The sequence below is a fragment of the Albimonas marina genome (genome assembly GCF_029223255.1).
Taxonomy (GTDB): domain Bacteria; phylum Pseudomonadota; class Alphaproteobacteria; order Rhodobacterales; family Rhodobacteraceae; genus Albimonas.
On the sequence record NZ_JARHUC010000002.1, the window covers coordinates 770,000 to 794,977 of the forward strand.

A 24,978-nucleotide genomic window follows, 5' to 3' on the forward strand; every position below is an offset into this window, starting at 1 on the left:
GGCGCTTCTATCGTGCACGGACCATGGGGGAAAGACCGCAAGGCGCGCGGCGCGGCGGGCGCGCCGCCCCGCGTCCGCGGCGCGCAGGCGCGCCCGTCGTCAGCCGCGGGGCGCGGCGGGGGCGGCGGCGAGGGGGACCTCGGGCAGGCGCGAGTCGCGCACCATCAGCTGCTCGGAATAGCGGCTCTGCCCGTCCCGGCCGGCCCAGGCCTGGCCGAAGACGCCCTCGCCGTCGACCCAGTCGCAATGGCGCCAGGCGCCGAACCAGGGCGCGGCGCAGGCGGCGGCGCCCTCGAGCCCCGGCCCCGGCATCAGGAAGCGCGCGCCCGAGGCCGCGTCCTGCCCGTCGAGCGGCACGTTGGCGCCGGGGAAGACGAAATCGACCGGGGCGGGGGCGCGGGTCAGCTCGGCGGGCGTCGGCAGGCGCCAGCCGTCGGGGGCGACCCGCCCCAACTCCATCCCCGCCAGCGGCGCGGGCACCGGCGCCGCCCAGGCCCAGTCGAGCCCGTCGCGCGAGATATAGGCGTTCGCGGGCACCGGCGCACGCAGCGCCTCGCCCTCGGGGACCGGCTGGCCGGCGTCGGGCGCGCCGCCCGCGGTCGCGGTGGCGGCCGCGAGGGAAAGCGCGAGGGCGAGCGGCAGGGCGGTCGTCCGGGTCGGGATCATGGCGGGAGGCCTCCGGTTCGTGCTTGAAGCGGACAAGCAAGCGGCGGGCCAACACTTCGCACATGCAGCAAATCGAGACGGATCGCGCCGCAGCGCAGCATCGACCGCCGGCCGGACCGCGGGTCGTCTCATGCAGGGGAACGCGGGCGCGGGAGGGGGGAGTCGGCCCGCCCGGCGGCGTCGCGCGTCGGATCGATCTTGCCGCCGCTGCGTCAATATCCGATTAATCACTGCGCAGGCGCCCGCCCTCGCCGGCGCCGAACCCTTGGGCGCCGAGGGGACGGCGCCTGCCGCGAGGGCGGCCGCGGGGGCCATTTCCGGGGCGGCGGGACGCCGCGCCGAGGCCGGCGGAACGGATGCGGGTTCGCCCTTGCGCTTCACGGATTTCGGCGTATGTTCGCCGCTCGTTTTTCAAGCGGAGTCGGATCCCGTCCGACGCTCCGATCCGAGACGCGGGGATGACCCCCGCGGAGCGGAGCGGCGCGGATGATGGGTCCGGCCTTCACGCGCGACGGGCGGTTCGATAGGCCGGCCGCCCCAGAAGCTACGGAGGTCAGACCCATGGCGGTCCCCCAGAATCGCGTCACCAGCTCCAAGCGCAACATGCGCCGGTCGCACGACGCCCTGTCGCCCTCGTCCTACGCCGAGTGCCCGAACTGCGGCGAGCTGCGCCGCCCGCACCACGTCTGCGGCTCCTGCGGCCACTATGCCGGCCGCGAGGTCGTGAGCATGGTCGAGGACGTCGATCTGGACGAGGCGTCCTGATCGCCGCGCCGCGCCCCCTCGGGGGCGCGACCCCGGCCTGAGGCGCGCCGTCCCCCGAGGGGGAGCCCCGCGCCCGGCCGGCCAGGGCGGATGCGTCCGTCCCGCGGGTCCACGCCGGCGTCCGCACGGAACGACCCTCGCGGACCTGCCGCGCGGCGCCCCGCCCATCGCCCGGCGGAACGCCGCCTCCCGACCCGCCGCTCCGGACGCCCCGACACCGGATGACAGACCAGACGCGCCCCCACGAGTCCCCGTCCGCCGCGCCCGACCGCGCGGCGGCGCCGATCGAATTGCATGCGCACCGCGCCGCCGCGAGCGGCGAGGTCGGCCCGGACGCCCCGCCCCGGCGGAGGTCCAACGTGATCTCGGTCGACGCCATGGGCGGCGACCGCGGCCCCGGCCCGGTGCTGGCCGGCATGGCCATCTCGGCCAAGAAGAACCCCGACATCAGCTTCATCGTCCACGGAGACGAGGCGCAGCTGAAGCGCCTGATGCGCCGCCGCCCCGGCCTCGCCGAGCGGACCGAGGTGCGCCACGCCCCCGAGGTGGTGGCGATGTCGGACAAGCCCTCCAAGATCATGCGCCACAGCCGCGGCACCTCGATGATGAGCGCGCTGCAGGCGGTGAAGGCCGGCGAGGCCTCGGTCGCGGTCTCCTGCGGGAACACCGGCGCGCTGATGGCGCTGGCGATGCTGGCGCTGCGCCGCGCGCCCGGCGTCGACCGCCCGGCCATCGCGGTGTTCTGGCCCTCGCGCGGGCCGGCCGGTCACAACATCGTGCTCGACGTGGGCGCCGACATCCGGGCCGAGCCAAAGAACCTGGCGCAATACGCGGTGATGGGCGCCGAATACGCGCGCCTGGGCCTGAAGATCGACCGGCCGCGGGTGGGCCTGCTGAACGTCGGCTCCGAGGATTCGAAGGGCGGCGAGGATCTCCATGACGCCGCCGAGCTGATTTCGGCCGCCGCGATCCGTCCGGGCGCGGGATTTTCCTACATCGGTTTCGTCGAGGGCAGCGACATCCTGTCCGACCGGGTCGACGTGATCGTCACCGACGGCTTCACCGGCAACATCGCGCTGAAGACGGCCGAGGGCACGGCGAAGCTGATCTCCGACAGCCTGAAGGAGGCGTTCCGCCACACCTGGCTGTCGCGTCTGGGGGCGCTCGCCGCCTGGACCTCCTTGCGCCGGCTGTCGAAGCGCATAGATCCAAGACAGGTCAACGGCGGGGTGTTCCTCGGGCTGAACGGATCGGTGGTGAAAAGCCACGGGTCCGCCGACGCCACCGCCGTCGCCTCGGCCATCAAGCTGGCCGCGACCATGGGTCTTTCGGGTTTCCAGGGACGTGTGGCCGAACAGGTTGCAAACGCCTTCCCGGCCCGGAACACTGCCGGCGCGGATTCGGACAGGAGCGGAAAGACCACAGGATGACCGTAACTCGCGCCGTCCCGCTGGGCTGCGGCCACCACCTCCCCGAGCGGGTCGTCGAGAACGCCGAGTTCGCGAAGACCCTCGAGACCTCCGACGAGTGGATCAAGACCCGATCCGGCATCGAGCGGCGCCATTTCGCGGCCCCGAACGAGAAGACCTCGGACCTCGCCATTCCCGCCGCCCAGCGCGCGCTGGCGGCCGCCGGGCTGGAGGCGTCGGACCTCGACGCCATCGTGCTGGCCACCGCCACGCCGGACGAGACCTTCCCCGCCACCGCCACCCGCGTGCAGCACGCGATCGGCATGACGAACGGCTTCGCCTTCGACGTGCAGGCGGTCTGCGCGGGCTTCATCTACGCCGTGGGCATGGCCAACTCGCTGATCCAGTCGGGCCAGGCCAGGACGGTGATGGTGATCGGGGCCGAGACCTTCTCGCGCATCCTCGACTTCACCGACCGCTCGACCTGCGTGCTGTTCGGCGACGGGGCGGGGGCGCTGATCCTCTCGGCCGAGCCGGGCGCCGGCACGCTCGCCGACCGCGGGGTGATGTCGGTGAAGCTGCATTCCGACGGGGCCCATCACGACCTGCTCTACGTCGACGGGGGGCCGTCCTCGACCGGGCGGGCGGGCTGCGTGCGGATGCAGGGCCAGCGGGTGTTCCAGCACGCTGTGAACAAACTCGCGCAAGTGGCTCATGAAGCGATGGAAACCGTCGGCGCCACCGCCGACGACATCGACTGGATGGTGCCCCACCAGGCCAACAGCCGGATCATCGAATCGACCGCGCGCAAGACGGGCCTGTCGATGCAGAAGGTGGTGATGACCGTGCACAACCACGGCAACACGTCGGCCGCCTCGATCCCGCTGGCGCTGTCGGAGACGGTGCAGGCCGGGCGCATCCGGCAGGGCGACCTGCTGCTGATGGAGGCCATCGGCGGCGGGCTCGCCTGGGGCGCCGCGCTGATGCGCTGGTGAGGCTTCGCGCCTGAGCGGATTGAACTTCGGGTCGCGCCCGCCGCCGGAAACGGGGCGGGCGCTTCGCTTTCGACCGCCCGGCGACGGAGTTTCCGCAGGGACGCGGATGGCCTCCGCCGCGGGGCTGAGAGGCGTTCTGCGCGCCCCTCGCCAAGTCATTGACATTGACTCTGAAATCCACGGCGGCCTAGGCTTTGGAATTGCGCGCCACGGCCCGGTCCCACCGGCCCGGGGGCCGCGGTTTCCAGAGGGGCGCAGGAGGCGCGGATGGCGAACAAGACCCACACCCGGCTCGACCTGACCGAGGCCGTCTACCGCGAGGTCGGCCTGTCGCGGAACGAGTCCGCCGAGCTGGTCGAGAGCATTCTCGGCCATGTCTCCGACGCGCTCGTGAAGGGCGAGACGGTGAAGATCTCCTCCTTCGGCACCTTCCAGGTGCGCCAGAAGGGCGCCCGCATGGGCCGCAACCCCAAGACCGGCGAGGAGGTTCCGATCGAGCCGCGCCGCGTGCTGGTGTTCCGCCCGTCGCACATCCTGAAGGACAAGATCAACGACGCCCTCAGCGGCTGACCGGCCCGCCGGCGCCCGGAGGGCCCCTCCCGGACATGGACAAGTCCCCCAACGCGTTTCGAACCATCTCGGAAGTCTCCGAGACGCTGGATGTGCCCGCGCATGTCCTGCGGTTCTGGGAATCGAAGTTCACCGCCGTCCGCCCGATCAAGCGCGGCGGCGGCCGGCGCTATTACCGGCCCGAGGACGTGACGCTGCTCGTGGGCATCCGCGAGCTGCTCTACGAGGACGGCCTGACCATCAAGGGCGTCCAGAAGATCTTCCGCGAGAAGGGCCAGAAGCACGTGGTGCGCCGCGGGGCCGAGGTGCTGGGCGAACCCTTCGAGGAGGTCGCCGAGACGCCCGCCCCGCCGACCGCGCAGGCGCCCGTCGCCGCCGAGCCGGCCCCTGCGCTGGCCCCCGCCGGCGCCTCGATGGCCCCGGCCGCCCCGGCGCCCGAGCCGGATGCCGAGCCTGACGCCGCCGCGCCGGCCGAGCCCGAGGCCCCGGACGCCGAGCGGGTCCGCGCGGTGATCTCCAAGCTCGAGGCCCTGCGCAACCGTCTGCGTGAAGGCTGACCGCCAAGCGGTTGGTTCCGCTGGACGATCTTTTCGCGGCGCCGCGCGCGTCCCCCACCTGAAACCACTGCCGCCCCGGGCCTGACCCGGGGCCGCGTCGGGCGGCTCGGGCCTTCGGCTTACGCGACCTCGCCCGCGCCTCCGTCCGGCAGCCGCCGCCGCGCGGCCAGGGCCGCCTCGATGTGCCGGCGGCCTGCGGCCTCGGCCGCCTCCGCCTGCCCGGCGCGCACGTGGTCGAGGATCTCGCCATGCTCGCCGACCGCCTCCGCATGCCGTCCCGGCGCGGTGAAGGTGGTGGCGCCCAGCAGGGAGATCGCGTCGGCCAGCGCCTCGAGCGAGGCGTCGAGCCAGGGGTTCCCGGCCGCCTGCCGCAGGGCGTCGTGGAAGGCGCGGTTGAGCTCCGCCGCCTCCGTCGCGGCCTCCCCCGGCAGGACGGCGAAGCGGGCGTGCAGCCCCTCCAGCGCCGCGAGGTCCGCGGGGCCCGCGTGGCGGGCGGCGAGGCCCGCGGCCGCCCCCTCCAGCACCGCGCGCATGGCGTAGACCTGCTCGCGCTCCGCCCCGCTCAGCCCGCGCACCACGTGGCCCCGGCCCCCGCCCCGGCGCATCAGGCCGCGGGCCTGCATCCGGCCCAGCGCCTCGCGCACCGGGGTTCGGCTGACGGCGAGGGCGGCGGCGACCTCCTCCTCCCGCAGGCGGTCGCCGGGGCGCAGCAGGCCGCGGCGCAGCCCCTCGCGCAGGCGGGCGAAGACCGCCTCGCCCAGGCTCCCGCCCGCGCCAAGGGGGCCCAGCGCGGCGAGGCGGGCGAGCGCGTCCTGCGTCCCGGCCTGAGTCGTCCCGTGCATCGTCGGCGCCATCGGCCGCCCTCCCCGTCCGTCCCGCGACGGCGCCTTGGCGGGCCGTCGGTTTCAGTATACTGAGAATCCCCAACGGCCGGAAGACGGCGAGGGCGGGAGGAGAGCCGCGGATGTGGGACGTGCTGGTGGCCGGCGGCGGCAACGCGGCGCTGTGCGCGGCGATCGCGGCGCGCCGCGCGGGACGCTCGGTGCTGGTGGTCGAGGCGGCGCCGAAATTCTACCGCGGCGGCAACACCCGCCACACCCGCAACATGCGCTGCGCCCATGATGCGGCCACCGACACGCTGTCGGGCCCCTACCCCGAGGCGGAATTCCTCGACGACCTGATGCGGGTCACCCAGGGCAACACCACGCCCGAGCTCGCGCAGATGATGATCCGCGAATCGAAGGACATGCTGGGCTGGATCCAGGAGCAGGGGGTGCGCTTCCAGCCCTCGCTGGGCGGCACGCTCAGCCTGGGGCGCACCAACTCGTTCTTCCTGGGCGGGGGGCGGTCGATGCTGAACGCCCTCTACCGCACGGCCGAGGGGCTGGGGGTCGAGGTGCGATACGAGGCGGAGGTGGTGGGGCTGGACCTCGACGGCCCCCGCTTACGCGCCGCCATGGTCCGGCAGGGCGACCGCGAGGAGCGTATCGAGGCCCGCGCTTTCGTGGCCGCCTGCGGGGGCTTCGAGTCGAACTTCGAGTGGCTGAAGGAAGGCTGGGGCGAGCGGGCGGAAAATTTCCTGATCCGCGGCACCCCCTACAACCGCGGCACGGTCACGAAGATGCTGATCGAGGGCGGGGTGATGCAGATCGGCGATCCCACCCAGTGCCATGCGGTCGCCATCGACGCCCGCGCGCCGCGCTATGACGGCGGCATCATCACCCGGCTCGACTGCGTGGTCTTCGGCATCGTGGTGAACGCCGACGCGCAGCGCTTCTACGACGAGGGCGAGGACATCTGGCCCAAGCGCTACGCGATCTGGGGGCGGCTGGTGGCCGACCAGCCGGGCCAGATCGCCTGGATCGTCTTCGACGCCCCGAACCTCGAGCGGTTCATGCCCTCGCTGTTCCCCGCGATCTCCGCCCCCACGATCCCGGAGCTGGCCGAGAAGCTGGGCCTGGACCCCGCCGCGCTGGACGCGACCCTCTCGGAGTTCAACGCCGCCGTGGTGGGCGGCCGCCCCTTCGACCACACCGAGCTGGACGGGAACCGGACGCAGGGGCTGGCGATCGAGAAGACCAACTGGGCGCAGCGGATCGAGACGGCGCCCTTCTACGCCTACCCCGTCCGTCCCGGCATCACCTTCACCTACCTGGGCGTGAAGGTGGACGCGCAGGCGCGCATGGTGATGGCCGACGGGACCCCGTCCAAGAACCTCTTCGCCGCCGGCGAGATCATGGCCGGCAACGTGCTGGGCCAGGGCTACGCCGCCGGCATCGGCATGACCATCGGCGCCGTCTTCGGGCGCATCGCCGGCACGGAGGCCGCGAATGTCGTTTGATCTCCCCTCCCCCGACGCGGGCCTGCGCGATCCCAACCTCGCCGAGGCCGAGCGGCTGATGACCGTGTGCAACTCCTGCCGCTATTGTGAGGGGCTGTGCGCCGTCTTCCCCGCCATGGAGCTGCGCCGGGCCTGGTCGGACGGCGACCTGCAGTATCTCGCGAACCTCTGCCATTCCTGCGGGGCCTGCTACCACGACTGCCAGTTCTCGCCGCCGCACGAGTTCGACGTGAACGTGCCGGCTGTGTTGGCGAAGGTGAGGAACGACAGCTACGAGGCGCACGCCTGGCCGGGCGCGCTGCGCCCGCTGTTCCGCCGCCACGGAGCGGCGCTGGCGATCGGCGTGGCGCTGGCCGCCGCCCTGTTCCTCGCGGGCTTCATCGCGGCGGGCGATCCGGGGGCGCTGTGGAGCGCGCACCGCTCGCCCGATCTCTTCTACGCGCTGATGCCCCATTCGGCGATGGTCGGGCTGTTCGGCGCGGCGTTCCTGTGGATGCTGCTGGCGGTCTTCATGGGCGCGCGGTCGTTCTGGAAGGCGACCGGGACCCCGGTCGATGGACTGGCGTTGGGGCGCGCGGGGCACGACGCGGCGACGCTGCGCTATCTCGACGGCGGCGGCATGGGCTGCATGAACGACGACGACCAGCCCGACGACAACCGTCGCCTGTGGCACCACTTCACCTTCTACGGGTTCCTGCTGTGCCTGGCCTCGACCTCGGTGGCGACGGTCTATCACTACGTCCTCGACCGGCCCGCGCCCTACCCGCTGTGGGACCTGCCGAAGATCCTCGGCACGCTGGGGGGCGTCGGCCTGGTGATCGGCCCCATCGGCCTGTTGAGAGCGAAGGCCAAGCGCCTGCCCGACCTGCTCGACCCCCGCTTCCGTTCGATGGAGGTCGGGTTCCTCGCCATCCTGCTGCTGACCGGGGCGAGCGGGCTGGCGCTGATGGCGCTGCGCTCGACCCCGCTGCTGGGCCCGATGCTGGCGCTGCACCTGGGCGCGGTGCTGGCGCTGTTCCTGTCGATGCCCTACGGCAAGTTCGTCCACGGGCTCTACCGCTACCTGGCGCTGGCCCGCTGGCGGCGCGAGGATCCCTCGCGGGGATGAGCGGCGCGCCCCGGGCCTGACCCGGGGCCTCGCCCCGACCCGTCGCGGCCACGGCGGACCGCGAGAGGCCCAGGGTCGAGCCCGGGGCGCGCCCGTGCGGCGGGCGGCCCGCGCTCAGGCCAGCGCCTTCGCCGCCGCCCTGCCCGCCACGCGCCCCAGCGAGATCGCGGACAGCAGGCCGTTGCCCGACAGGTAGCCCTCGGCCCCCGCCCCGGAGACGCCGCAGGCGGCGCCGCCGGCGGCGTAGAGGCCGGGGATGACCGCTCCGTCCGGGCGCAGGACGCGGGCCTCGCCGTCCACCACCAGGCCGCCCTGGGTGTGGAACAGCGCGCCGGTCACCCGCACCGCCCGGTAGGGGGCTTCGAGGGGGGCCACGCCTTGCAGCGGGCGGCCGAACGGGTCCTCGGCCTCGCCCCGCTTGGCGGCCTCGACCTGGGCGAGGGTGGCGGCGAGGGCTTCGGGCGGAACCTTGATGCGGACGGCCAACGTCGCGAGGTCGTCGGCCTCGACGATGGCGCCCAGCGACTGGGCGCGGCGGAAATCCTCGAACTGCGCGGCGATGCCGGCGATGCGGGCGTCGAAGATCGTCCAGGCGAGGCCCTGGGCTTGCGTCAGCACCCGGGCGGCCTGTTCGGAGTAGCCGGTGGCCTCGTTCGAGAACCGCAGTCCTTCGAGGTTCACCTGGAACCCGCCCTCCATGACCGTCGCCCAGGTGATCAGGATGCCCGCCGGGTGCGCGACCGAGCCGTGGCCCTGGTGCCCGCCCAGGTGGCGGGAGGCGGCGCCCAGCGCCTCGCCCCACAGGATCGCCTCGCCCTGGTTGCCGGGGTGGCCGAAGTAGAGCGCGTCGCGCAGGCTGGGGATGTGCTCGGCCACCAGCGCCTTGTTCCCGCCGTAGCCGTTGCAGGCGAGGATCAGGGCGCGGCAGCCGACGTCCTCGGCACTCCCGTCCGGGCGGGTGAAGCGGACGCCGCGGAGGGTTTCGCCGTCGACGTAGAGGGCGACGACCTGCGCCTCGGTCAGGATGTCCACGCCCGCAGACTCGGCGGCGCGGGAGAGGCGGTCGACCAGCTCCTCGCCCGAGCGGGACGGCAGGCCGTGCATCCTGAGCGCCGAGTGGCCGGGATAGCGGAAGTTGTCGACCAGCGAAAAATCCAGGCCGTGGGCGTCGGCGAGCCATTCCAGCGCCGGGCCGACCTCCTCCGCCATCAGGGCGGCGAGGGCGGGGTCGGGCTCGTCATGGGCCTTGTGGAGGATGTCGGCGACGAAGGCCGCGGGCGCGTCCTCCACGCCCGCCGCCGCCTGCCAGCGGGTGCCGGGCGCGGGGATCAGGCCGGCGGAGAGGGCGGTGGAGCCTCGCGGAACCGAGTCCCGTTCCAGCACCAGGACCTCGACGCCCTCCCCGCGCAGGGCCAGCGCCGCGGTCAGGCCGGCGGCGCCGGCGCCGACGATCAGCGCGGGGACCTCGGTCTCGAACGAGGCGGGCGCGGGGAGGACGTCGGGCATCACAGGGCCTCGATTTCGGCGGTCATCTCGGCGATGGAGGCGACGCGGCCGACGGGGCGCAGGGCCTGGACGGCTTCGTCATGGGTCTTCTGGGAGAAGGCGGCGCAGCCGTCCTCGAGCAGGATCGCGTCGAACTCCCGCACGTGGGCGGCGCGGAAGGTGGTGGCGACCCCGCCGTTGGTGACGATGCCGGCGACCAGCAGGTGCTCGATGCCGAGCTTGCGCAGGGTCCATTCCATGCGGGTCTGGTAGAAGGCGGAATAGGCGATCTTCTCGACCACCACGTCCGCCGGCCCGAGCTCGTCGACCAGCTGGTTGCCCCAGCTGCCGGGGGCGAAGTCGCCGGCGCGCAGGAAGGGGCGCAGCTGCTTGAGGTGGGGGGCGATCATCGGCTCGCCCCGCACCGGGACCAGGGTGAACTGGGTCGAGACGAACCAGCCCCCCTTGGATTTCAGCAGGTCCACCAGCGGCTTGAGGCGGGCGGGAACAGCCGCGATCTCGGGCGCGCCCTGCCCCGCCCGGCCGTAGGCGCCGTCGGGATGCAGGAAGTCGTTCTGCAGGTCGACGGTCAGCAGGGCGGTCTTGGACAGGTCCATCACTTGCGCTCCACGATCACGTTGCCGAAGCGGTCGATGCGGGCGGCGAGGTCGGGGTCGACCACCACCGTGGCGTCCGGCTGCTCGAGGATCGCGGGGCCAGGGACCACCGCGTCGACGGGCAGGTCGAGGCGCGCGTAGATCGCCGCCTCGTGCCAGGCGCCGGCGAACCAGACGGGACGCGAACCGGTCTTCGCCTCCTCCGCAGTCTTCTCGCCCGAGGGCGCGAGGGCCGCGAGGTCGAAGCCCGGGCGCACGCCGATGGCCGAGGTGCGCAGGTTGACGATGCGCATCGGAACGCCCGGCAGCAGGCGCGAGAAGCTGGCCTGGTAGGCCTCCTCGAAGGCCTGGGCGATCATCGCCTCGGTCAGCCCCTCGGCGGTCTGGCCCAGCGAGGCCGGCAGGCGCACCGCCAGCGTGTGGGTCTGGCCGACGTAGTGCATGTCGAGCTCGAACACCGTGTCGATCCGCTCGACCGAGAGGCGGGCGGCCTCGACCACGGCGCGGGCCGAGGCGGCCTCCTCGGCCATGCGGGCGGCGAGCGCCGGGGCGTCGATCCCCTGCAGGCCGAGGTTCACCGTCTGCACCTGGTCGTGGCGGATGTCGGCGATCACGCAGCCGAGCGCCGAGGTCACGCCGGGGTAGCGGGGCACCAGCGCCGCCTTCAGCCCCAAGTCCTTGATCAGCGCCCCGGCATGCAGCGCGCCGCCGCCGCCGAAGGGGACGGCCGCGAAGCGGGAGGGATCGTGGCCCCGCTCGATGGACATCAGGCGGATGGCGCCGGCCATTTTTCCATCCGCAACGCGGACGATGGCTTCCGCGGCCTCCATGACGCCGAGGCCCAGCGGGCCGGCGACATGTTCTTCAATCGCGGCCTTGGCGGCCTCGACGTCCAGCCGGTCCAGCTTGCCGCCGATGGGCCGGTCCGCGTTGATCCGGCCGAGCACGACGTTGGCGTCGGTCAGGGTCGGGCGGTCGCCGCCCTGCCCGTAGCAGACCGGACCGGGGCGGGAGCCGGCGGACTCGGGCCCCACTTGCAGCAGGCCGCCCGCGTCCACATGGGCGATGGAGCCGCCGCCGGCGCCGATGGTGGTGATCTCGATCATCGGCGTGCGGATCACGAGGCCGAAGTCCACCGTCGTCTGCGCCGCCAGCGCCGTCTTGCCCCCGGTGATCAGCGACACGTCGAAGGAGGTCCCCCCGAGGTCGCCGGTGATCACGTCCGGAAAGCCCGCGGCCTCGGCGATGGCCGCCGCCGCGATCACCCCGGCCGCGGGGCCGGAGAGGGCGGTGCGGGCCGGCAGGCGCCTGGCGACCTCGGTAGACATCACGCCGCCGTTCGACTGCACGATGTGGAACTTGCCGGCGAAGTCCTCGGACTCCAGCGCCCCTTCCAGCTTGGCGAGGTAGGAGCCGACGCCGGGCTGGAGGTAGGCGTTCAGGGCAGTTGTAGACGTCCGCTCGAACTCCCGGATCTCGGGGAGGATGGCGGAGGAGCGCTCGAGATGCTCGTTCGGCCAGACCTCGCGGGCGGCCTCGATGGCGGCGATCTCGTTGGCGGGATTGGCGTAGGCGTTCATGAAGACGATGGCGAGCGCCTGCGCGCCCTTGTCGAGCAGGGCCCGGGCCGCGGCCTTCACCTCCTCGGCGTCCACCGCCTCGCGGATCTCGCCGGAGGCGAGCACCCGCTCGCCGACTTCCATTCGGAAATCGCGCTCGACGACGGGGATGAAGTCGCCGGTCAGGCCCCAGGTGGCGCGGCGGTCGCGACGGCGCATCTCCAGCACGTCGCGGAATCCGCGGGTGGTGATCAGGCCGACCTTCGCCCCCTTGCGCTCCAGCAGCGCGTTGGTGCCGACGGTGGTGCCGTGGACGATGCTGTCGAGGTCGGCGAGCGCCCCGAAGCCCTTCAGGCCCTCGAGGAAGCCCACGGCCTCGTCGCCGCGGTTCGAGGGGACCTTGCCGGTGCGGAACTCGCGCTTGGCCTCGTCGAAGTAGAACAGGTCGGTGAAGGTGCCGCCGACGTCGACGCCGACGATGGTTCCGACGCGGGGGGGGGATTGGGTCTCGGTCACGGGGTGCACCTTGTTCACGCGGCGGCTCCGGCGCGCAGGGCTCGGGTGGCGGAGGCGTCGACCTCGCCGGTTTCGGTCAGCGCGACGCCGTAGTCGGCGCGGGCCTGCTCAGGCGTGACGAAGCCCAGCGCCACGTCGCGGGCGACGGCCTTCGGGTCCCGGGCGAGGGGATCGCCCCAGCCGCCGCCGCCGGGCGTCTCGAGCCGGATGCGACGGCCGGCCTTCAGGCGAAGGTCGGTGATCTTGGAGACCATGGGCGGGGACTTTTCGCCGTCGTCGGTCTGCCAGAAGAAGGCGTTGACCTCGGCGGGCTTGCCGCCGGCGACGCCGAAGGGCGGGGCCTTGCCGCGCTCGCCCAGCAGCGAGACGTCGGCGTCGGTCAGGAGCTCGACCTCGTAGACGGCGCCCACGCCGCCCCGGTGCTCGCCCGCGCCGGCGGAGCCGTCGCGCAGCGCCCACCGGGTGAAGCAGACCGGGTAGGCGGCCTCCAGGATCTCCACCGGCGGGATGGTGGCGGTGGAGATCGGGTTGTTGGCATGGTTCAGCCCGTCCGAGGCGGGAGAGCCGCCGAGGCCCCCTCCGAAGAACGAGAACATCACCCAGCGCGAGCCGTCCTGACGGTGGCCGGCGATGGAGAGCGCGTTGATCGTGCCGAACGGGCCGCCCAGCGCGCGGTCCGGGTCGGCCTGCGCCAGCGCGCCGAAGACCACGCCGATCAGGCGCAGGATGGTCTCGGTATAGCCCGCCACGGGCTTGGGCGCATTGGCGCCGAGGATGGAGTTGTCGACGATCTCGAAGCTGATCGGGCGCAGGCAGCCGGCGTTGGCGGGCACGTCGGGGAAGACATGCTTCAGCGCCACGTAGCAGGCCGCGACCGTGGTCGAGCGGGAGATGTTGATCGGCCCCTGGCAAGCGGCCGAGGAGCGGGAGAAGTCCAGCCGCATCGTCTCGCCCGCGATGGTCGCGTCGAGGGCGACCGTCAGCGGCACGTCGGTGATGCCGTCGTTGTCCAGCACGTCCTCGAACGAATAGGTCCCGTCGGGGATCTTGGCGATGGAGGCGCGCATCAGCGCCTCGGCCCGGTCGGAGAAGGCCTCGAAGGCGGCGGCGATGGTCGCGTCGCCGTATTCGTCCAGCAGCGTCAGCAGGCGCTTCTCGCCGAGGTCGAGCGCGTTGAGCTGGCCGTTGAGGTCGCCCCAGTTCGACATCGGCAGGCGGGAGTTCGCCTCCAGCATCGCGATGATGTCGGTCTGCACCTCCCCCTTGCGGTAGAGTTTCACGGGAGGAAAGCGAACCCCTTCCTGGAAGCTCTCGACGGCTTTCGGGTTGTAGCCGCCCGGCACGTTGCCGCCGATGTCGAGCCAGTGGCCGACCGAGGCCATCCAGGCGAACAGGCGCCCCTCGCGGAAGATCGGGCGCACCAGCCGGAAATCGTTGAGGTGGGTGCCGCCGTCGTAGGGGTCGTTGAAGATGAAGACGTCGCCCTCGGCGAGGCCGCCTTCCTTCTCCACCTTCGCGATCACCGCGCGCACGGCGAAGGCCATGGCGCCGACGAAGATCGGCAGGCCGTTGGCGCCCTGCACCAGCGTGTCGCCGGTGACGGGGTCGTAGATGCCGTGGCAGGCGTCCTTGGCCTCGGCGATGGTGGGGTTGAAGGCGGAGCGGTAGAGGGTCGCGTCCATCTCGTCCACGATCTGCTCCAGCCGGCCCTTCAGGACGGCGAGGGTGACCGGGTCGAGGGCGATGGCGGCGTCGGTCACGCTTTGCTCTCCTGCGAATTGCGGGCGTCGGCCTCGGCGGCGAGCGCTTCGTAGGCCTCGCCGCGGGCCAGCATGTCGGGGGTGCCGATGACCTCGTTGAGGGCGTCGAAGTCGAACATCCGCTCGCGGAACGGCTGGTTGGAGCCATGGGCGGCGAGCGAGCCGTAGTAGTCGATCATCGTCTTGCCCACGGCGCGGACCACGCCGCCGGGGAAGATGGCGATGGAGAAGCCGATCTCGCCCAGCTCCTGCGCCGAGGAAATCGGGGTCTGGCCGCCCTCGACCATGTTGGCGAGCAGCGGGGCTTTCGCGCCCAGCTCGGCGACGATCTTTTCCAGTTCGGCGCGGGACCGGGGGGCCTCGACGAAGAGGACGTCGGCGCCGGCCTCGGCGTAGCGGGCGGCGCGCTCGATGGCGGCGTCCAGCCCCTCGACGGCGCGGGCGTCGGTGCGGGCGACGATCAGCGTCTCGGGCGAGACGCGGCTGTCCACCGCCGCCTTGATCTTGGAGATCATCTCGCCCGGCGAGGTGACGGACTTGTCGCGCAGGTGGCCGCAGCGTTTCGGAGTCGTCTGATCCTCGAGCTGGATGGCGGTGGCGCCAGCGCGCTCGAACAGGCGCACGGTGCGCTCGACGTTCATGGCGTTGCCGTAGCCGGTGTCGCCGTCCACGATCATCGGGATCGAGACGCGGTCGCGGACCAGCGAAATCACCTCGGCGACCTCGTTCATCGAGACCAGCCCGATGTCCGCCCGGCCCAGCCGCGTGTAGGCGATGCCGGCGCCGGAGAGATAGATCGCCTCGAAGCCTGCGGCCTGCGCGATCGAGGCCGAGAGCGCGTCGTAGACCCCCGGCGCGACGACGGCGCCTGACTGCTGGAGGCGGTCCCTGAGGCTCATGCGTTCGTTCCTCTTGCTTCGCCGCGTCCACGGGAACGCCCCGGGGCGGCGTGTTCGTCGGGGCCTGCCGGCCCCGACCGGCGGCGGGGGCCCGGCCCCCTGCCCGCCCGTCGCAGGCCGCCCTCAGAGTCCGAGGTAGGCCCGCTTCAGTTCCGGATCGTCGCGAAGGTCGGCCGCCGCGCCCGAGAGGACGACGTGGCCGTTCTCCAGGATGTAGGCGCGCGAGGCGACCTCGAGCGACTGCACCACGTTCTGCTCGACCAGCATGATCGGCAGGCCGTCGGCGGCCAGCGTCTGGATCAGGCCGAACATCTCCTCGACCAGCAGGGGCGAGAGGCCGAGCGAGGGCTCGTCCAGGATCAGCAGCTTCGGCTCGCTCATCAGGCCGCGGCCGATGGCCAGCATCTGCTGCTCCCCGCCCGAAAGGGTGCCGGCGGCCTGCTTCATGCGCTCCTTCAGGCGGGGGAAGGTGCGGAACACCCGCTCGATGTTGGTGTTCCGGCCGGTCTTCGAGCGGCGGTAGCCGCCCAGCGCCAGGTTCTCCAGCACCGTGAGGTTCGGGAAGATCTTGCGGCCCTCGGGGACGTGGACGAGGCCGGCCGTGACGATCTCCGACGGCTTGCGGCCGTGCAGGGGCGCGCCCTCGAACAGGATCTCGCCCGACCAGGGCTTCACCAGGCCCGAGAGGGTCATGTTCAGCGTGGTCTTGCCCACGCCATTGGAGCCGAGCACGGCCACCACCTCGCCCGAGCCGACCGAGAGGTTCAGGCCGCGCAGCACCTCGGTGCCGCCGTAGCCGGCGCGCAGATCGCGGACCTCAAGCATCGGCGCCTCCCGCGGCCTGCATCCGGGCGGCGGCGCCGTGGCCGAGATAGGCCTCGACCACCTGCGGATCGCGGGAGACCTGGAGGGGCGGGCCCTCGGCGATCATCTTTCCCTGCGCCAGGACGTAGACGTGTTCGCACAGGTTCATGACGGCCTGCATGATGTGCTCGATCATCAGGATGGTGACGCCCTCGTCCCGGATGGCGCGGATCACGGGCAGGATGTCCCGGATCTCGGAGGGGTTGAGGCCGGCGAGCACCTCGTCCAGCAGCAGCAGCTTCGGCTGGGTCGCCAGCGCCCGGGCGAGCTCCAGACGCTTGCGCCCCGCCACCGTCAGGCCGGCGGCGGCGCGGTCGAGGTCCCGCTCCAGCCCCACGCGGCGCCCGACCGCCTCGGCCTTGGCCATGGCGTCCGCGCGGGAGGGGTGGTGGAGGTGGGCGCCGACGGCGATGTTCTCGCGCACCGTGAGGCCCGCGAAGGGCTGCACGATCTGGAAGGTGCGGGCCATGCCGCGCCGCGCGCGCAGGTGCGGGGCCTCGGCGGTGACGTCCTCTCCGGCGAAGGTCACCGTGCCGGCGTCGGGCTTGAGGAACCCGGCCGCCATGGCGAAGAGCGTGGTCTTGCCCGCGCCGTTGGGGCCGATCAGTCCGGTGATTGCGCCCTCTGGCGCGGTCAGCGAGGCGTCGTCCACCGCCACCAGGCCCGAGAAGCGCTTGGTCAGTCCGTCGACCTTCAGCATCACGCGCCCTCCTCGGAACGAAGTGCCGTCTCGCCCTTGGGGCGGCGGCGGCCGGTCAGCCGCTCGCGCAGGCTCATCAGGCCGCCGGGCACGAAGGCGACGGTCAGGATCAGGATCGCGCCGAAGACCAGCAGGTCCACGCCCGGCACGCCGCCGGAGACCATCTTGGTGATCTCCCCCAGCCCCAGCAGCGCCACCGCGCCGACCAGCGGGCCGAACATGGTGCCCAGCCCCCCGACGATGGCGGCGAACAGCGCCTCGATCGAGATCCAGGCCCCGTAGGCGACATGGGCGTCGATGAAGAGGTAGTTCTGCGCATAGAGCACCCCCGCCAGCGCCGTGCAGCCGGCCGAGAGGGTGATCGCCCCCATCTTCACGCGGAACACGTCCACGCCCAGCGCCTGGGCCGCCTGCTCGTTCTCGCGGATCGCGATCAGGTAGGCGCCGAAGCGGGAGCGCTCGATCCAGCGGGCCAGCACCAGGGCCGCGCCGACGAAGAGGACGGCGAGCAGCGCGAACCAGCGGCGATCCTCGAACTGCAGGTTCAGGAACCCGTAGTCGAGCGGCAGCAGGATGCCCGCCGCGCCGCCGGTGATCTCGGAGGCGTTGGAGGCGATGCGCAGCACCTCGGCGAAGGCCAGCGTGATCAGCGCGAAGTAGGAGCCGCGCAGGCCCGAGCGGAAGCTGAGGAAGCCGATGCCCGCCCCGACCGCCGCGCCCAGCGCCACGCCCGCCAGCAGCCCCAGCCAGGCGTTCACCCCCAGCGAGGTCTGAAGGATCACGGTCGTGTAGGCGCCGGTCCCGAAGAAGGCCGCGTGGCCGAAGGAGCTCAGCCCCCCGAACCCGCCCAGGATGTTCCAGCCCTGGGCCGCCAGCGCGATGATCATCATGAAGATCAGCAGGTTCAGCAGCGTCCCCGGCAGGCCGGCGAAGGCCAGCGCCCCCAGGACGAGAACCGCGATCAGCGGGAGGAGGAGGTCGCGGGCGCTCACGTGCGGGCTCCGAACAGGCCGGTGGGGCGGAACAGCAGGACGAGGATGAAGATCACGAAGATCCCGATCTGCCCGAGGCTGTCGCCGAAGAAGAGGGAGCAGGCGGCCTCGACCACCCCGATCAGCAGGCCGCCCACCAGCGCGCCGACGATCGAGCCCATGCCCCCCAGCACCACGATGGTGAAGGCGACCAGCACGAAGGCGCCCCCGGTGGTGGGCGAGACGTAGAAGACCGGCATCAGAAGGGCCGCCGCGACCGCGAGACAGGCGCAGCCCAGCGCGAAGGTGACGGCGTAGACGTGGGAGACCTCGATCCCCACCAGCGCCGCGCCCAGCTTCTCCTTCGCCACCGCGCGGATGGCGCGGCCGACGTCGGTGCGCTCGAGGATCACCCACAGGACGAGGGCCGCGCCCAGCGCCACGAACAGGCCCACCACGCGGGGGAAGGACAGCAGCAGGGGGCCGAGTTCGACCACCGCGAAGGCGTAGGGCGTGTCGATGGTGCGCGTGTCGGAGGCGAAGGTCGCCAGCAGGCCGTTCTCGATGATGATCGACAGGCCCAGCGTCACCAGCAGGATCGAGTTGTCCGAGCCGTGGGAGGCCGGGCCGATGATCCAGCGCTGCGCGGCGTAGCCGATCAGGAACATCGCCGGCGCCAGGATCAGGATCGAGAGATACGGGTCCACGCCCCCATGCTCGAACAGCAGCCAGACGCCGAACATGGCGACGGTCAGCAGCGCGCCGTGGGCGAAGTTCACGATGTGCAGGACGCCGTAGATCAGCGTCAGGCCCAGCGCGATCAGCGCGTAGACGGCGCCGAGCATCAGACCGTTCAGCAGGGCCTCGGCGACGATGAGGGGCGAATACATGGGCGCTCGCGTCGGAGGAGGACGGGGCGGGCCGCGCGGCCCGGGGCGAATGAGGGCGCCGCCCGGGCCCGGCGGGTCCGGTCCGGCGGCGATCCGCGGCGCCGGCGGGCGGCGCGCGGAGCGGATGGGGGGTCGGGCGGCGCGCGGGCGGGGCCCCGCGCGCCGCGCCTTGCCCCGGGGCCGCCGGCACGCGGCCCCGGCGCGGGGTCAGGTCAGCCGTTGACCGGGAACACCGGCTCGGCCTGGGCCATCCCCTCGGGGTAGATGACCTTGATCTCGCCGTTCTGGACCTGGGTGTTGAGCGGCAGGGCGTTCTCGTTCTGCCCGTCGGCGCCGAACTTGGTCTTGCCGTAGGGCATCACGCCGGAGTCGAACTCCTGGCTCGCCAGCGCCTCGGTCACCGCGGCGCGGTCGGCCTTGCCGGCCATCTCGATGGCCTGGGCCAGCACCTTGATGACCGAGTAGTTGATCGGCGTGTTGTAGGCGTAGAACTTGCCCTGGTCCTCGACCGCCTTCTTCAGCGCGGCGTCGGTGGGGTTCGACGGGTCGCCCCAGTGGTTGCAGTCGAAGACGCCCTCGGCGGCCTCCGGATACTCCGACACGAACTGGTAGGACGAGGCCGCGCCGCCGAACACCGCGTAGATGCCCTTGGGCTTCACGCGCTGCTGCTGCATGGTCCGCGCCATCAGGACGAACTCGTTGTAGTAGTGCGAGGGGATCACCAGGTCCGGCTGCAGCGAGCGCAGGCGCAGCACCACGTTGGACATGTCGCGCGCGGGCGTGGGGTGGGAGATCGTCTCGACGACCTCGAAGCCCAGGCCCGGCAGCTTCTCCTGCATCACCTTGGCGAGGCCCGAGCCGAACAGGCCGTCCTCGTGCACCAGCGCCACGGTTTTGGCGGGCTTGCCGGCGGCGTCGTTCAGCTTCACCAGGTTCGCCAGCGCCACCTCGGTCGCCTGGGTGAAGTTCGGCCCGAGGCGGAAGGTGTTGGCCAACTCGCGCCCGGTGATCGAATCCGCCGTGGCGCTGTCGACCAGGAACGGCAGGTCGTAGCGCGAGGCCGCCTGCGTCGCGGTCAGCGTGATGCCCGAGGCGAAGCCGCCGCCGATGGCGACGACGCCCGCCTCGTTCAGCGCCTCGACCTCCTGCGCGCCGGCCTCGGCGTTCGACTTCGAGTCGCCCACCAGCAGCTCGATCTGGGCGCCGCCCAGCGCCTTGATGCCGCCGGCGGCGTTGATCTCGTCGACGGCGAACTGCGCGCCGATCGAGGCGAGGTCGCCGGCCTGGGCGAGGAAGCCCGACATCGGCTGAAGCAGGCCGATCTTCACGGCCGCGGGCTGCGCGCGCAGCACCGCGGGGGCGCCCAGGGTCGCGGCCGCGGCGGCGGCCACGCCGCCTTTCAGCACCGCGCGGCGGGTTTGTCCGGTCATCTTCGTCATGAGCTCACCTTCCTGCTGGCTTTCGCCATCTCTTGTCGGGGGATGGATCGGGGCGGTTGCGCGCAGGCCCCCCGGCCCGCCCGGTCCGCTTCTTGTTCAGGGTTTCGCGGCCTCGGCCTCGATCTCGGCCTCGGCGTCGGGCGCAGGCGCGGGCGTCGCGGCCGGGCGCCAGCGACCGTCCGCCGCGCCGCCGGTGCGCACCAGGTTCATCGACAGGTGGTAGCGGTCGGGACGGTAGAGCGCCTGGAGATGCTCCAGCGCCTCCTCCCCCGGCCCGAAGACCACGCGGGTCAGCGCCACCAGCGGCGAGCCGACCGAGACGTCGAGCGCCTCGGCCACCTCCGGCCCCGCGAGCACGGCCGAGATCTCCTGCGTCGCGCGCGCGGCGGCGAAGCCCGCCCGCTCGATCAGCGCCAGCAGGGGCTCGCGGTTCATCTCCTCGCGGCTCCAGTCGCGCCCGATCCGCTCGGGCACATGGGCGGTGAGGTGGGAGAAGGGCGCCCCGTCCACCAGGCGCACGCGGACCGAGCGCTGCGCCCGCTCGTCCGCCTCCAGCCCCAGCGCCTCGCGCACCGGCGCGGGCGGGGCCATGTAGTCGAAGGACAGCAGCCGCGCCTCGGTGGTGCGGCCCATCTCGATCAGGTTCGAGAAGACGTTGGAGACGTCGGCGATGGCCGCGCGCACCCGCGGCTCGGCCTCGCGCACGTAGGTGCCGGAGCCGGCGCGCTTGGTGATCAGCCCCTCCTCGGCCAGGCGCCCCAGCGCCCGGCGGATGGTGACCCGGCTGACCGCATGCTCCTCGGCCAGCGTCGGCTCCCCCGGCAGACGCGCGCCCGCCGCCAGCTCGCCCGACACGATCTGGTCGCGCAGCAGCAGGTAGACGCGCTGGGTCTTGAGGGGATCGGTGGCCTGTCGCAACGGGAGCCCTTCGCCTGTCCGAGCGCCTCCGCCGCCGGCCGGATCGGACCTGTCTGGCAGATGAGGCAAATCCTGTATGAAAGAGGTGACAGGTTCCGTCAACACTCTTATTGTCCGGACCCATCGACCGCTTCCGCGGGGCGTCCGCCCCGCCCGCCGTTCCCCGGGGCGCCCGCCCCACCTGCCGTTCCCCAGGGCGCCCGCCCCGCCTGCCAGAGGATCCCCGCCCGATGCCGCAGCCCCGATCCGGCGCGTTCCCCCATGTCCTCGCGCCGCTGGACCTGGGACCGCTGCGCATCCGCAACCGGATCGTCGTGCCCGCCCACACCACCAACTTCGGCGAGCATCACCTGCCCTCGCAGCGCCACCTCGACTACCACGTCGCCCGCGCGCGGGGCGGGGTGGGGGCGATCATCTTCGAATCGATCCGGGTGCACCTGAATTCGCTGGGCCGCCCGCAGGCCGTCCAGGGCTTCGACCCCGCCTGCATCGAGCCGTTCCGCCGGATCACCGCCGCCGTGCAGGCCGAGGGCGCGAAGATCCTGGGCCAGATCATCCACCTGGGCCGGCAGGTGGAGGGGGATTTCGAGCGCACCGTCTCCTGGGGCCCGTCGCCCCTCCCCTGGTCGGCGACGGCCCTGCCCCCGAAGGCCATGGACGAATGGGACATGGCCGAGGCGGTGGAGGCCCACGTGGCGACCGCGCGCAACCTCGTCGCCGCGGGCTTCGACGGGATCGAGCTGCAGATGGCCCACGGACACCTGCTGCCGCAGTTCATGTCTCCGCTGTCGAACCGGCGCACCGACGAATATGGCGGCAGCCTCGAGAACCGCCTGCGCTTCCCGATCCGGGTGCTGCGCGCGGTGCGCGAGGCGGTGGGTCCGGACATGTGCCTGGGCGTCCGCCTGTCGGGCGAGGAATGGCTGCCCGAGGGCCTGCACATCGAGGAGGCCGAGCGCGCCGCCGTCCTGCTCGCGCAGGCCGCGCGGGTGGACTTCTTCAACGTCTCCCACTCGGCCTATCACGCGTCGTATTCGCTCGCGACGCAGATGGCGGACATGGCGATGGATCCCGCCCCGTTCCGCACCCTGCCCGCCCGCATCCGCGCCGCCCTGCGCATCGAGGGCCACGCCGCGCCCGTCTTCGCCGTCTGCCGCTTCACCACGCTCGCCGAGGCGGAGGCCGCGATCGCCGACGGCACGGCCGACGCAGTCGCCATGGCGCGCGCCCACCTCGCCGAGCCCGCCATCGTCAAGAAGACGCTGGAGGGGCGCGAGGACGAGATCCGCCCCTGCATCGCCTGCAACCAGGGCTGCGCCCAGAACCTGGAGCGCAACCTGCCCCTGCGCTGCCTGGTGAACCCGATGGCGGGCCTCGAAGGCGAGTGGGCCGAGCCGGAGGAGCTGCCCGCCCCCACGCCCCGCCGCGTGCTGGTCGTCGGCGGCGGCTCCGCGGGGATGGAGGCCGCCCGCACCGCCGCCGCCCGCGGCCATGCCGTGACGCTGTGGGAGGCGGGCGAGCGCCTCGGCGGCCAGCTCCTGTGGACCGAGGCGATGCCGAAACGCGCCGCCTTCGCCCGCTTCCTCGACCACCAGCGCAAGGCGCTGGAACGGCTGGGCGTGCGGGTGGAGCTCAACCGCCGCGCCGACGCCGACGCGATCCGCGGCTTCGGGGCCGAGGCGATCCTGCTCGCCACCGGCGCGAGCCTCGCCGAGCCCGCCCTGCCCGGCGGCGGCGCCGTCGTCTCGCCCACCCGGGCGCTCTCCGACCCCGAGGCGCTGGGCCCGCGCATCGCCTTCGTGGACCTGACCGGGGAGTGGACGGCGATCTCGGTCATCGAGCGCCTGGCCGACCTCGGCAAGTCCGTCACGGTGCTGACCGCGCCGGCCGCCTTCGCCTGGCGGACCTCGATCTATTCCACCCTCGCCACCACGCAGCGCCTGCGCGAGGCCGGGGTGCGCATCCGCACCCTGCGCCGCGCGACCCGCTGGGACGGGGCGACGCTGACCGTCGAGGACCTGTCCTGCGGCGAGACCGAGACGCTGGAGGGGCTGAGCGCCGTCGTCGTCGCCGACCACGCCGCCTCCGACCCCGCGCTGTGGCGCGCGCTGAAATCCGAAGGCCTGCCCGTCGTCCAGATCGGCGACGCGCTCGCCCCGCGCACCGCGGTCGAGGCCGTCTACGCCGGCCACAAGGCCGCAAGGGAGATCGCATGACCTATCTCGTCACCGGGGCCGGCGGCTTCGTCGGCCTCAACCTGGTGGAGCATCTGCTGACCGAGGGGGCGCATGTCCGCGCCCTCAACGACCGCCCCCTGCCGCAGGCGGCGCTCGCCCGCTTCTGCGCCCTGCCCGGCAAGGTCGAGGTGATCCACGCCGACGTGCGCGACCGCGCGGCGATGGCGAAGGCGGTCGAGGGCGCGGCGGGCGTGGTCCACGCCGCCGCCATCACGCTGGGCCCCGCCGCCGCGTTGACGCCCGCGCGCACGGCGGTGGAGGTCAACACCCTCTCGACCGCGATCCTGCTCGACGAGGCGCGGCGCGCGGGCGTCGCGCGCTTCGTCTACCCCTCCTCGTCCGCCGTCTACGGCCTCGCCCCCTTCGCCGGCGTCCCCGTGACCGAGGACCGCGAGCCCACGCCCGCCGGCCTCTACGGCTTCACCAAGCTCGCCTCCGAGGCGCTGGTCGCCGAGGCCGCCCGCGACGGGCTGACCACGGTGCGCGCCCGCATCACCGCCCTCTTCGGCCCGTGGGAGCATGACACCGGCGTGCGGGAGACGCTCTCGCCCCCGTTCCAGACCGCCCGGCGCATCCTCGCCGGCCTGCCGGTGCGGATGTCGCCGGCGGGCGGTCGGGACTGGACCTCCGCCCGCGACGTGGCCCGGGCGCTCGCGATCCTGCTGCGGGCCGAGGCCCTGCCCCACGACGTCTACAACCTCTCGGCCTCCGCCACCTGGCGCCCCTGCCTTCTGGCCGAGGCGCTGGGGCGGCGGATGCCGGCGGAGTGGTCGATGACCGACGCGCCGACCGACGAGGGCGACCTCGCCTATCACGACGACCTGACCCGGACCCGCGCGCCGATCTCCGGCGCGCGCTTCGCGGCCGACTTCGGCTTCGATTTCATGAGCCCCGAGGCCGCGACCGAGGACTACGCCGAATGGCTCGAGGCGCTTGGCCCCGCCGCCTTCGGGGCGCTGCGCGGCGCTCAGCGGGCGGTGTAGCCGCCGTCGGCGAGCAGGTCGGTCCCGGTGACGAAGGCGGCGCCGGGGCCCACCAGGAACAGGGCGGCGGCCGCGATCTCCTCGGCCGAGCCCAGGCGTCCGAGGGGGTGGAGAGGGGCCAGCGCCGCCTCCGCCGCCTCCGCGCTCCCGGCCTGGGCGATCACCCGCCCGGTCATCACAGCCCCGGGCGACAGGCTGACCGCCCGGATGTTCTCGGCCGCATGGTCCAGCGCCAGCGTCCGGGTCAGCGAGATCAGCCCCGCCTTGGAGGCGGAGTAGACCGCCCGCCCCGGCGTCGCCACATGGCCGAGCTGGGAGGCGATGTTGAGGATCACCCCGCCGCCCCCGCGGCGGAACCACGGAACGACCGAGCGGCACATGAGATACGCCCCCGTCAGGTTCACCTCGAGCGAGCGCGCCCAGTCCGCGGGCGCGATCTGGGTGACGTCGCCCAGCGGCGTCGGCGCGGCGGCGTTGTTCACCAGGATGTCGAGCCGCCCGAAGGCCTCCCCCGCCCGCGCCACGGCCGCCTCCACCGCGCCCGCGTCGGCCACGTCGCAGGCGAGCGGCAGGACGGCGGGATCGTCGAAATCGGGCGCAACGAGGTCCAGCGCCGCCACGCGCGCCCCTGCGCCCACGAGCGCGGCCGTGATCGCCCGCCCGATGTCGCCGCCTGCGCCGGTCGCCACCGCCGCCTTGCCCGCCAGTTCGCCCGTCATCTCCGCCTCG

General features: G+C 72.9%; 23 protein-coding genes. 9 read left to right on the top strand and 14 right to left on the bottom strand.

The window, feature by feature from the left end:
* Positions 1 to 99: 99 nt before the first annotated feature.
* A complete protein-coding gene (locus P2H44_RS07270) occupies positions 100 to 666 on the bottom strand; it encodes a hypothetical protein (RefSeq protein WP_275762807.1) in 567 nt (188 codons plus the stop codon).
* A gap of 561 nt (positions 667 to 1,227) precedes the next feature.
* On the opposite strand from P2H44_RS07270, the gene rpmF reads away from it, so the two are divergent.
* The 5 genes from rpmF to P2H44_RS07295 all read left to right on the top strand — a co-directional run bounded on the left by rpmF (position 1,228) and on the right by P2H44_RS07295 (position 4,962).
* Positions 1,228 to 1,431, top strand: coding sequence for a 50S ribosomal protein L32 (gene rpmF / locus P2H44_RS07275; protein ID WP_275762808.1), 204 nt, complete (start codon positions 1,228 to 1,230; stop codon positions 1,429 to 1,431).
* Positions 1,432 to 1,721: 290 nt separating this feature from the next.
* Positions 1,722 to 2,861, top strand: coding sequence for a phosphate acyltransferase PlsX (gene plsX / locus P2H44_RS07280; protein WP_462976269.1), 1,140 nt, complete (start codon positions 1,722 to 1,724; stop codon positions 2,859 to 2,861).
* Entirely contained in the window at positions 2,858 to 3,835 is a 978-nt protein-coding gene (locus tag P2H44_RS07285) for a beta-ketoacyl-ACP synthase III (RefSeq protein ID WP_275762811.1), read from the top strand. The genes plsX and P2H44_RS07285 overlap by 4 nt, the downstream gene beginning before the upstream one ends.
* Before the next feature lie 267 nt (positions 3,836 to 4,102).
* Positions 4,103 to 4,405: an integration host factor subunit alpha gene (gene ihfA / locus P2H44_RS07290; RefSeq protein WP_092861723.1), complete on the top strand. Its 303-nt coding sequence runs from the start codon at positions 4,103 to 4,105 to the stop codon at positions 4,403 to 4,405.
* Positions 4,406 to 4,440: 35 nt separating this feature from the next.
* Complete coding sequence (locus P2H44_RS07295; RefSeq protein WP_275762812.1) at positions 4,441 to 4,962, top strand: MerR family transcriptional regulator; 522 nt, start codon at positions 4,441 to 4,443, stop codon at positions 4,960 to 4,962.
* Positions 4,963 to 5,081: 119 nt separating this feature from the next.
* Here the strand turns inward: P2H44_RS07295 and P2H44_RS07300 are convergent, their stop codons facing one another.
* Positions 5,082 to 5,816: a GntR family transcriptional regulator gene (locus P2H44_RS07300; protein WP_275762813.1), complete on the bottom strand. Its 735-nt coding sequence runs from the start codon at positions 5,814 to 5,816 to the stop codon at positions 5,082 to 5,084.
* Between the two features lie 110 nt (positions 5,817 to 5,926).
* Between P2H44_RS07300 and tcuA the strand changes: the two genes are divergently transcribed.
* Together tcuA and tcuB are read left to right on the top strand one after the other, a co-directional pair.
* Positions 5,927 to 7,303: an FAD-dependent tricarballylate dehydrogenase TcuA gene (tcuA, locus tag P2H44_RS07305; protein WP_275762814.1), complete on the top strand. Its 1,377-nt coding sequence runs from the start codon at positions 5,927 to 5,929 to the stop codon at positions 7,301 to 7,303.
* On the top strand, positions 7,293 to 8,411 hold the full coding sequence (gene tcuB / locus P2H44_RS07310) for a tricarballylate utilization 4Fe-4S protein TcuB (protein ID WP_275762815.1): 1,119 nt from the start codon (positions 7,293 to 7,295) through the stop codon (positions 8,409 to 8,411). Before tcuA ends, tcuB begins: the two co-directional genes overlap by 11 nt.
* Before the next feature lie 114 nt (positions 8,412 to 8,525).
* On the opposite strand, the gene P2H44_RS07315 is transcribed toward tcuB, so the two are convergent.
* The 11 genes from P2H44_RS07315 to P2H44_RS07365 all read right to left on the bottom strand — a co-directional run bounded on the left by P2H44_RS07315 (position 8,526) and on the right by P2H44_RS07365 (position 21,029).
* A complete protein-coding gene (locus tag P2H44_RS07315; protein WP_275762816.1) occupies positions 8,526 to 9,917 on the bottom strand; it encodes an FAD-dependent oxidoreductase in 1,392 nt (463 codons plus the stop codon).
* The gene (locus tag P2H44_RS07320) at positions 9,917 to 10,513 is read right to left on the bottom strand and encodes a cysteine hydrolase family protein (RefSeq protein WP_275762817.1); all 597 of its coding nucleotides are present in this window, start codon (positions 10,511 to 10,513) and stop codon (positions 9,917 to 9,919) included. Before P2H44_RS07320 ends, P2H44_RS07315 begins: the two co-directional genes overlap by 1 nt.
* A complete protein-coding gene (locus tag P2H44_RS07325) occupies positions 10,513 to 12,606 on the bottom strand; it encodes a hydantoinase/oxoprolinase family protein (RefSeq protein ID WP_275762818.1) in 2,094 nt (697 codons plus the stop codon). The genes P2H44_RS07320 and P2H44_RS07325 overlap by 1 nt, the downstream gene beginning before the upstream one ends.
* Positions 12,603 to 14,348: a hydantoinase B/oxoprolinase family protein gene (locus tag P2H44_RS07330; RefSeq protein WP_275762819.1), complete on the bottom strand. Its 1,746-nt coding sequence runs from the start codon at positions 14,346 to 14,348 to the stop codon at positions 12,603 to 12,605. Before P2H44_RS07330 ends, P2H44_RS07325 begins: the two co-directional genes overlap by 4 nt.
* On the bottom strand, positions 14,345 to 15,247 hold the full coding sequence (locus P2H44_RS07335; protein WP_275762820.1) for an isocitrate lyase/PEP mutase family protein: 903 nt from the start codon (positions 15,245 to 15,247) through the stop codon (positions 14,345 to 14,347). The genes P2H44_RS07330 and P2H44_RS07335 overlap by 4 nt, the downstream gene beginning before the upstream one ends.
* A gap of 123 nt (positions 15,248 to 15,370) precedes the next feature.
* The gene (locus tag P2H44_RS07340; protein ID WP_275762821.1) at positions 15,371 to 16,072 is read right to left on the bottom strand and encodes an ABC transporter ATP-binding protein; all 702 of its coding nucleotides are present in this window, start codon (positions 16,070 to 16,072) and stop codon (positions 15,371 to 15,373) included.
* Entirely contained in the window at positions 16,065 to 16,811 is a 747-nt protein-coding gene (locus tag P2H44_RS07345; protein ID WP_275762822.1) for an ABC transporter ATP-binding protein, read from the bottom strand. Before P2H44_RS07345 ends, P2H44_RS07340 begins: the two co-directional genes overlap by 8 nt.
* On the bottom strand, positions 16,811 to 17,803 hold the full coding sequence (locus tag P2H44_RS07350; RefSeq protein ID WP_275762823.1) for a branched-chain amino acid ABC transporter permease: 993 nt from the start codon (positions 17,801 to 17,803) through the stop codon (positions 16,811 to 16,813). Before P2H44_RS07350 ends, P2H44_RS07345 begins: the two co-directional genes overlap by 1 nt.
* On the bottom strand, positions 17,800 to 18,672 hold the full coding sequence (locus P2H44_RS07355; RefSeq protein WP_275762824.1) for a branched-chain amino acid ABC transporter permease: 873 nt from the start codon (positions 18,670 to 18,672) through the stop codon (positions 17,800 to 17,802). The genes P2H44_RS07350 and P2H44_RS07355 overlap by 4 nt, the downstream gene beginning before the upstream one ends.
* 212 nt (positions 18,673 to 18,884) lie before the next feature.
* Positions 18,885 to 20,111 (bottom strand): ABC transporter substrate-binding protein, encoded by a 1,227-nt coding sequence (locus P2H44_RS07360; RefSeq protein WP_275762825.1) that lies wholly within the window; start codon positions 20,109 to 20,111, stop codon positions 18,885 to 18,887.
* Between the two features lie 96 nt (positions 20,112 to 20,207).
* Positions 20,208 to 21,029 carry a GntR family transcriptional regulator gene (locus tag P2H44_RS07365; protein ID WP_275762826.1) on the bottom strand — a complete coding sequence of 274 codons (822 nt, stop codon included), beginning with the start codon at positions 21,027 to 21,029 and terminating at the stop codon, positions 20,208 to 20,210.
* A 230-nt stretch (positions 21,030 to 21,259) separates the two neighbouring features.
* Here P2H44_RS07365 and P2H44_RS07370 point away from each other — a divergent pair, with 230 nt between their 5' ends.
* Positions 21,260 to 23,245: an oxidoreductase gene (locus P2H44_RS07370; RefSeq protein WP_275762827.1), complete on the top strand. Its 1,986-nt coding sequence runs from the start codon at positions 21,260 to 21,262 to the stop codon at positions 23,243 to 23,245.
* Positions 23,242 to 24,249, top strand: a complete 1,008-nt coding sequence (locus tag P2H44_RS07375; RefSeq protein WP_275762828.1) for an NAD-dependent epimerase/dehydratase family protein — start codon at positions 23,242 to 23,244, stop codon at positions 24,247 to 24,249. Before P2H44_RS07370 ends, P2H44_RS07375 begins: the two co-directional genes overlap by 4 nt.
* Here the strand turns inward: P2H44_RS07375 and P2H44_RS07380 are convergent.
* On the bottom strand, positions 24,234 to 24,968 hold the full coding sequence (locus P2H44_RS07380; RefSeq protein ID WP_275762829.1) for an SDR family NAD(P)-dependent oxidoreductase: 735 nt from the start codon (positions 24,966 to 24,968) through the stop codon (positions 24,234 to 24,236). The two genes, P2H44_RS07375 and P2H44_RS07380, sit on opposite strands and share 16 nt — an antisense overlap.
* Positions 24,969 to 24,978: the final 10 nt, after the last annotated feature.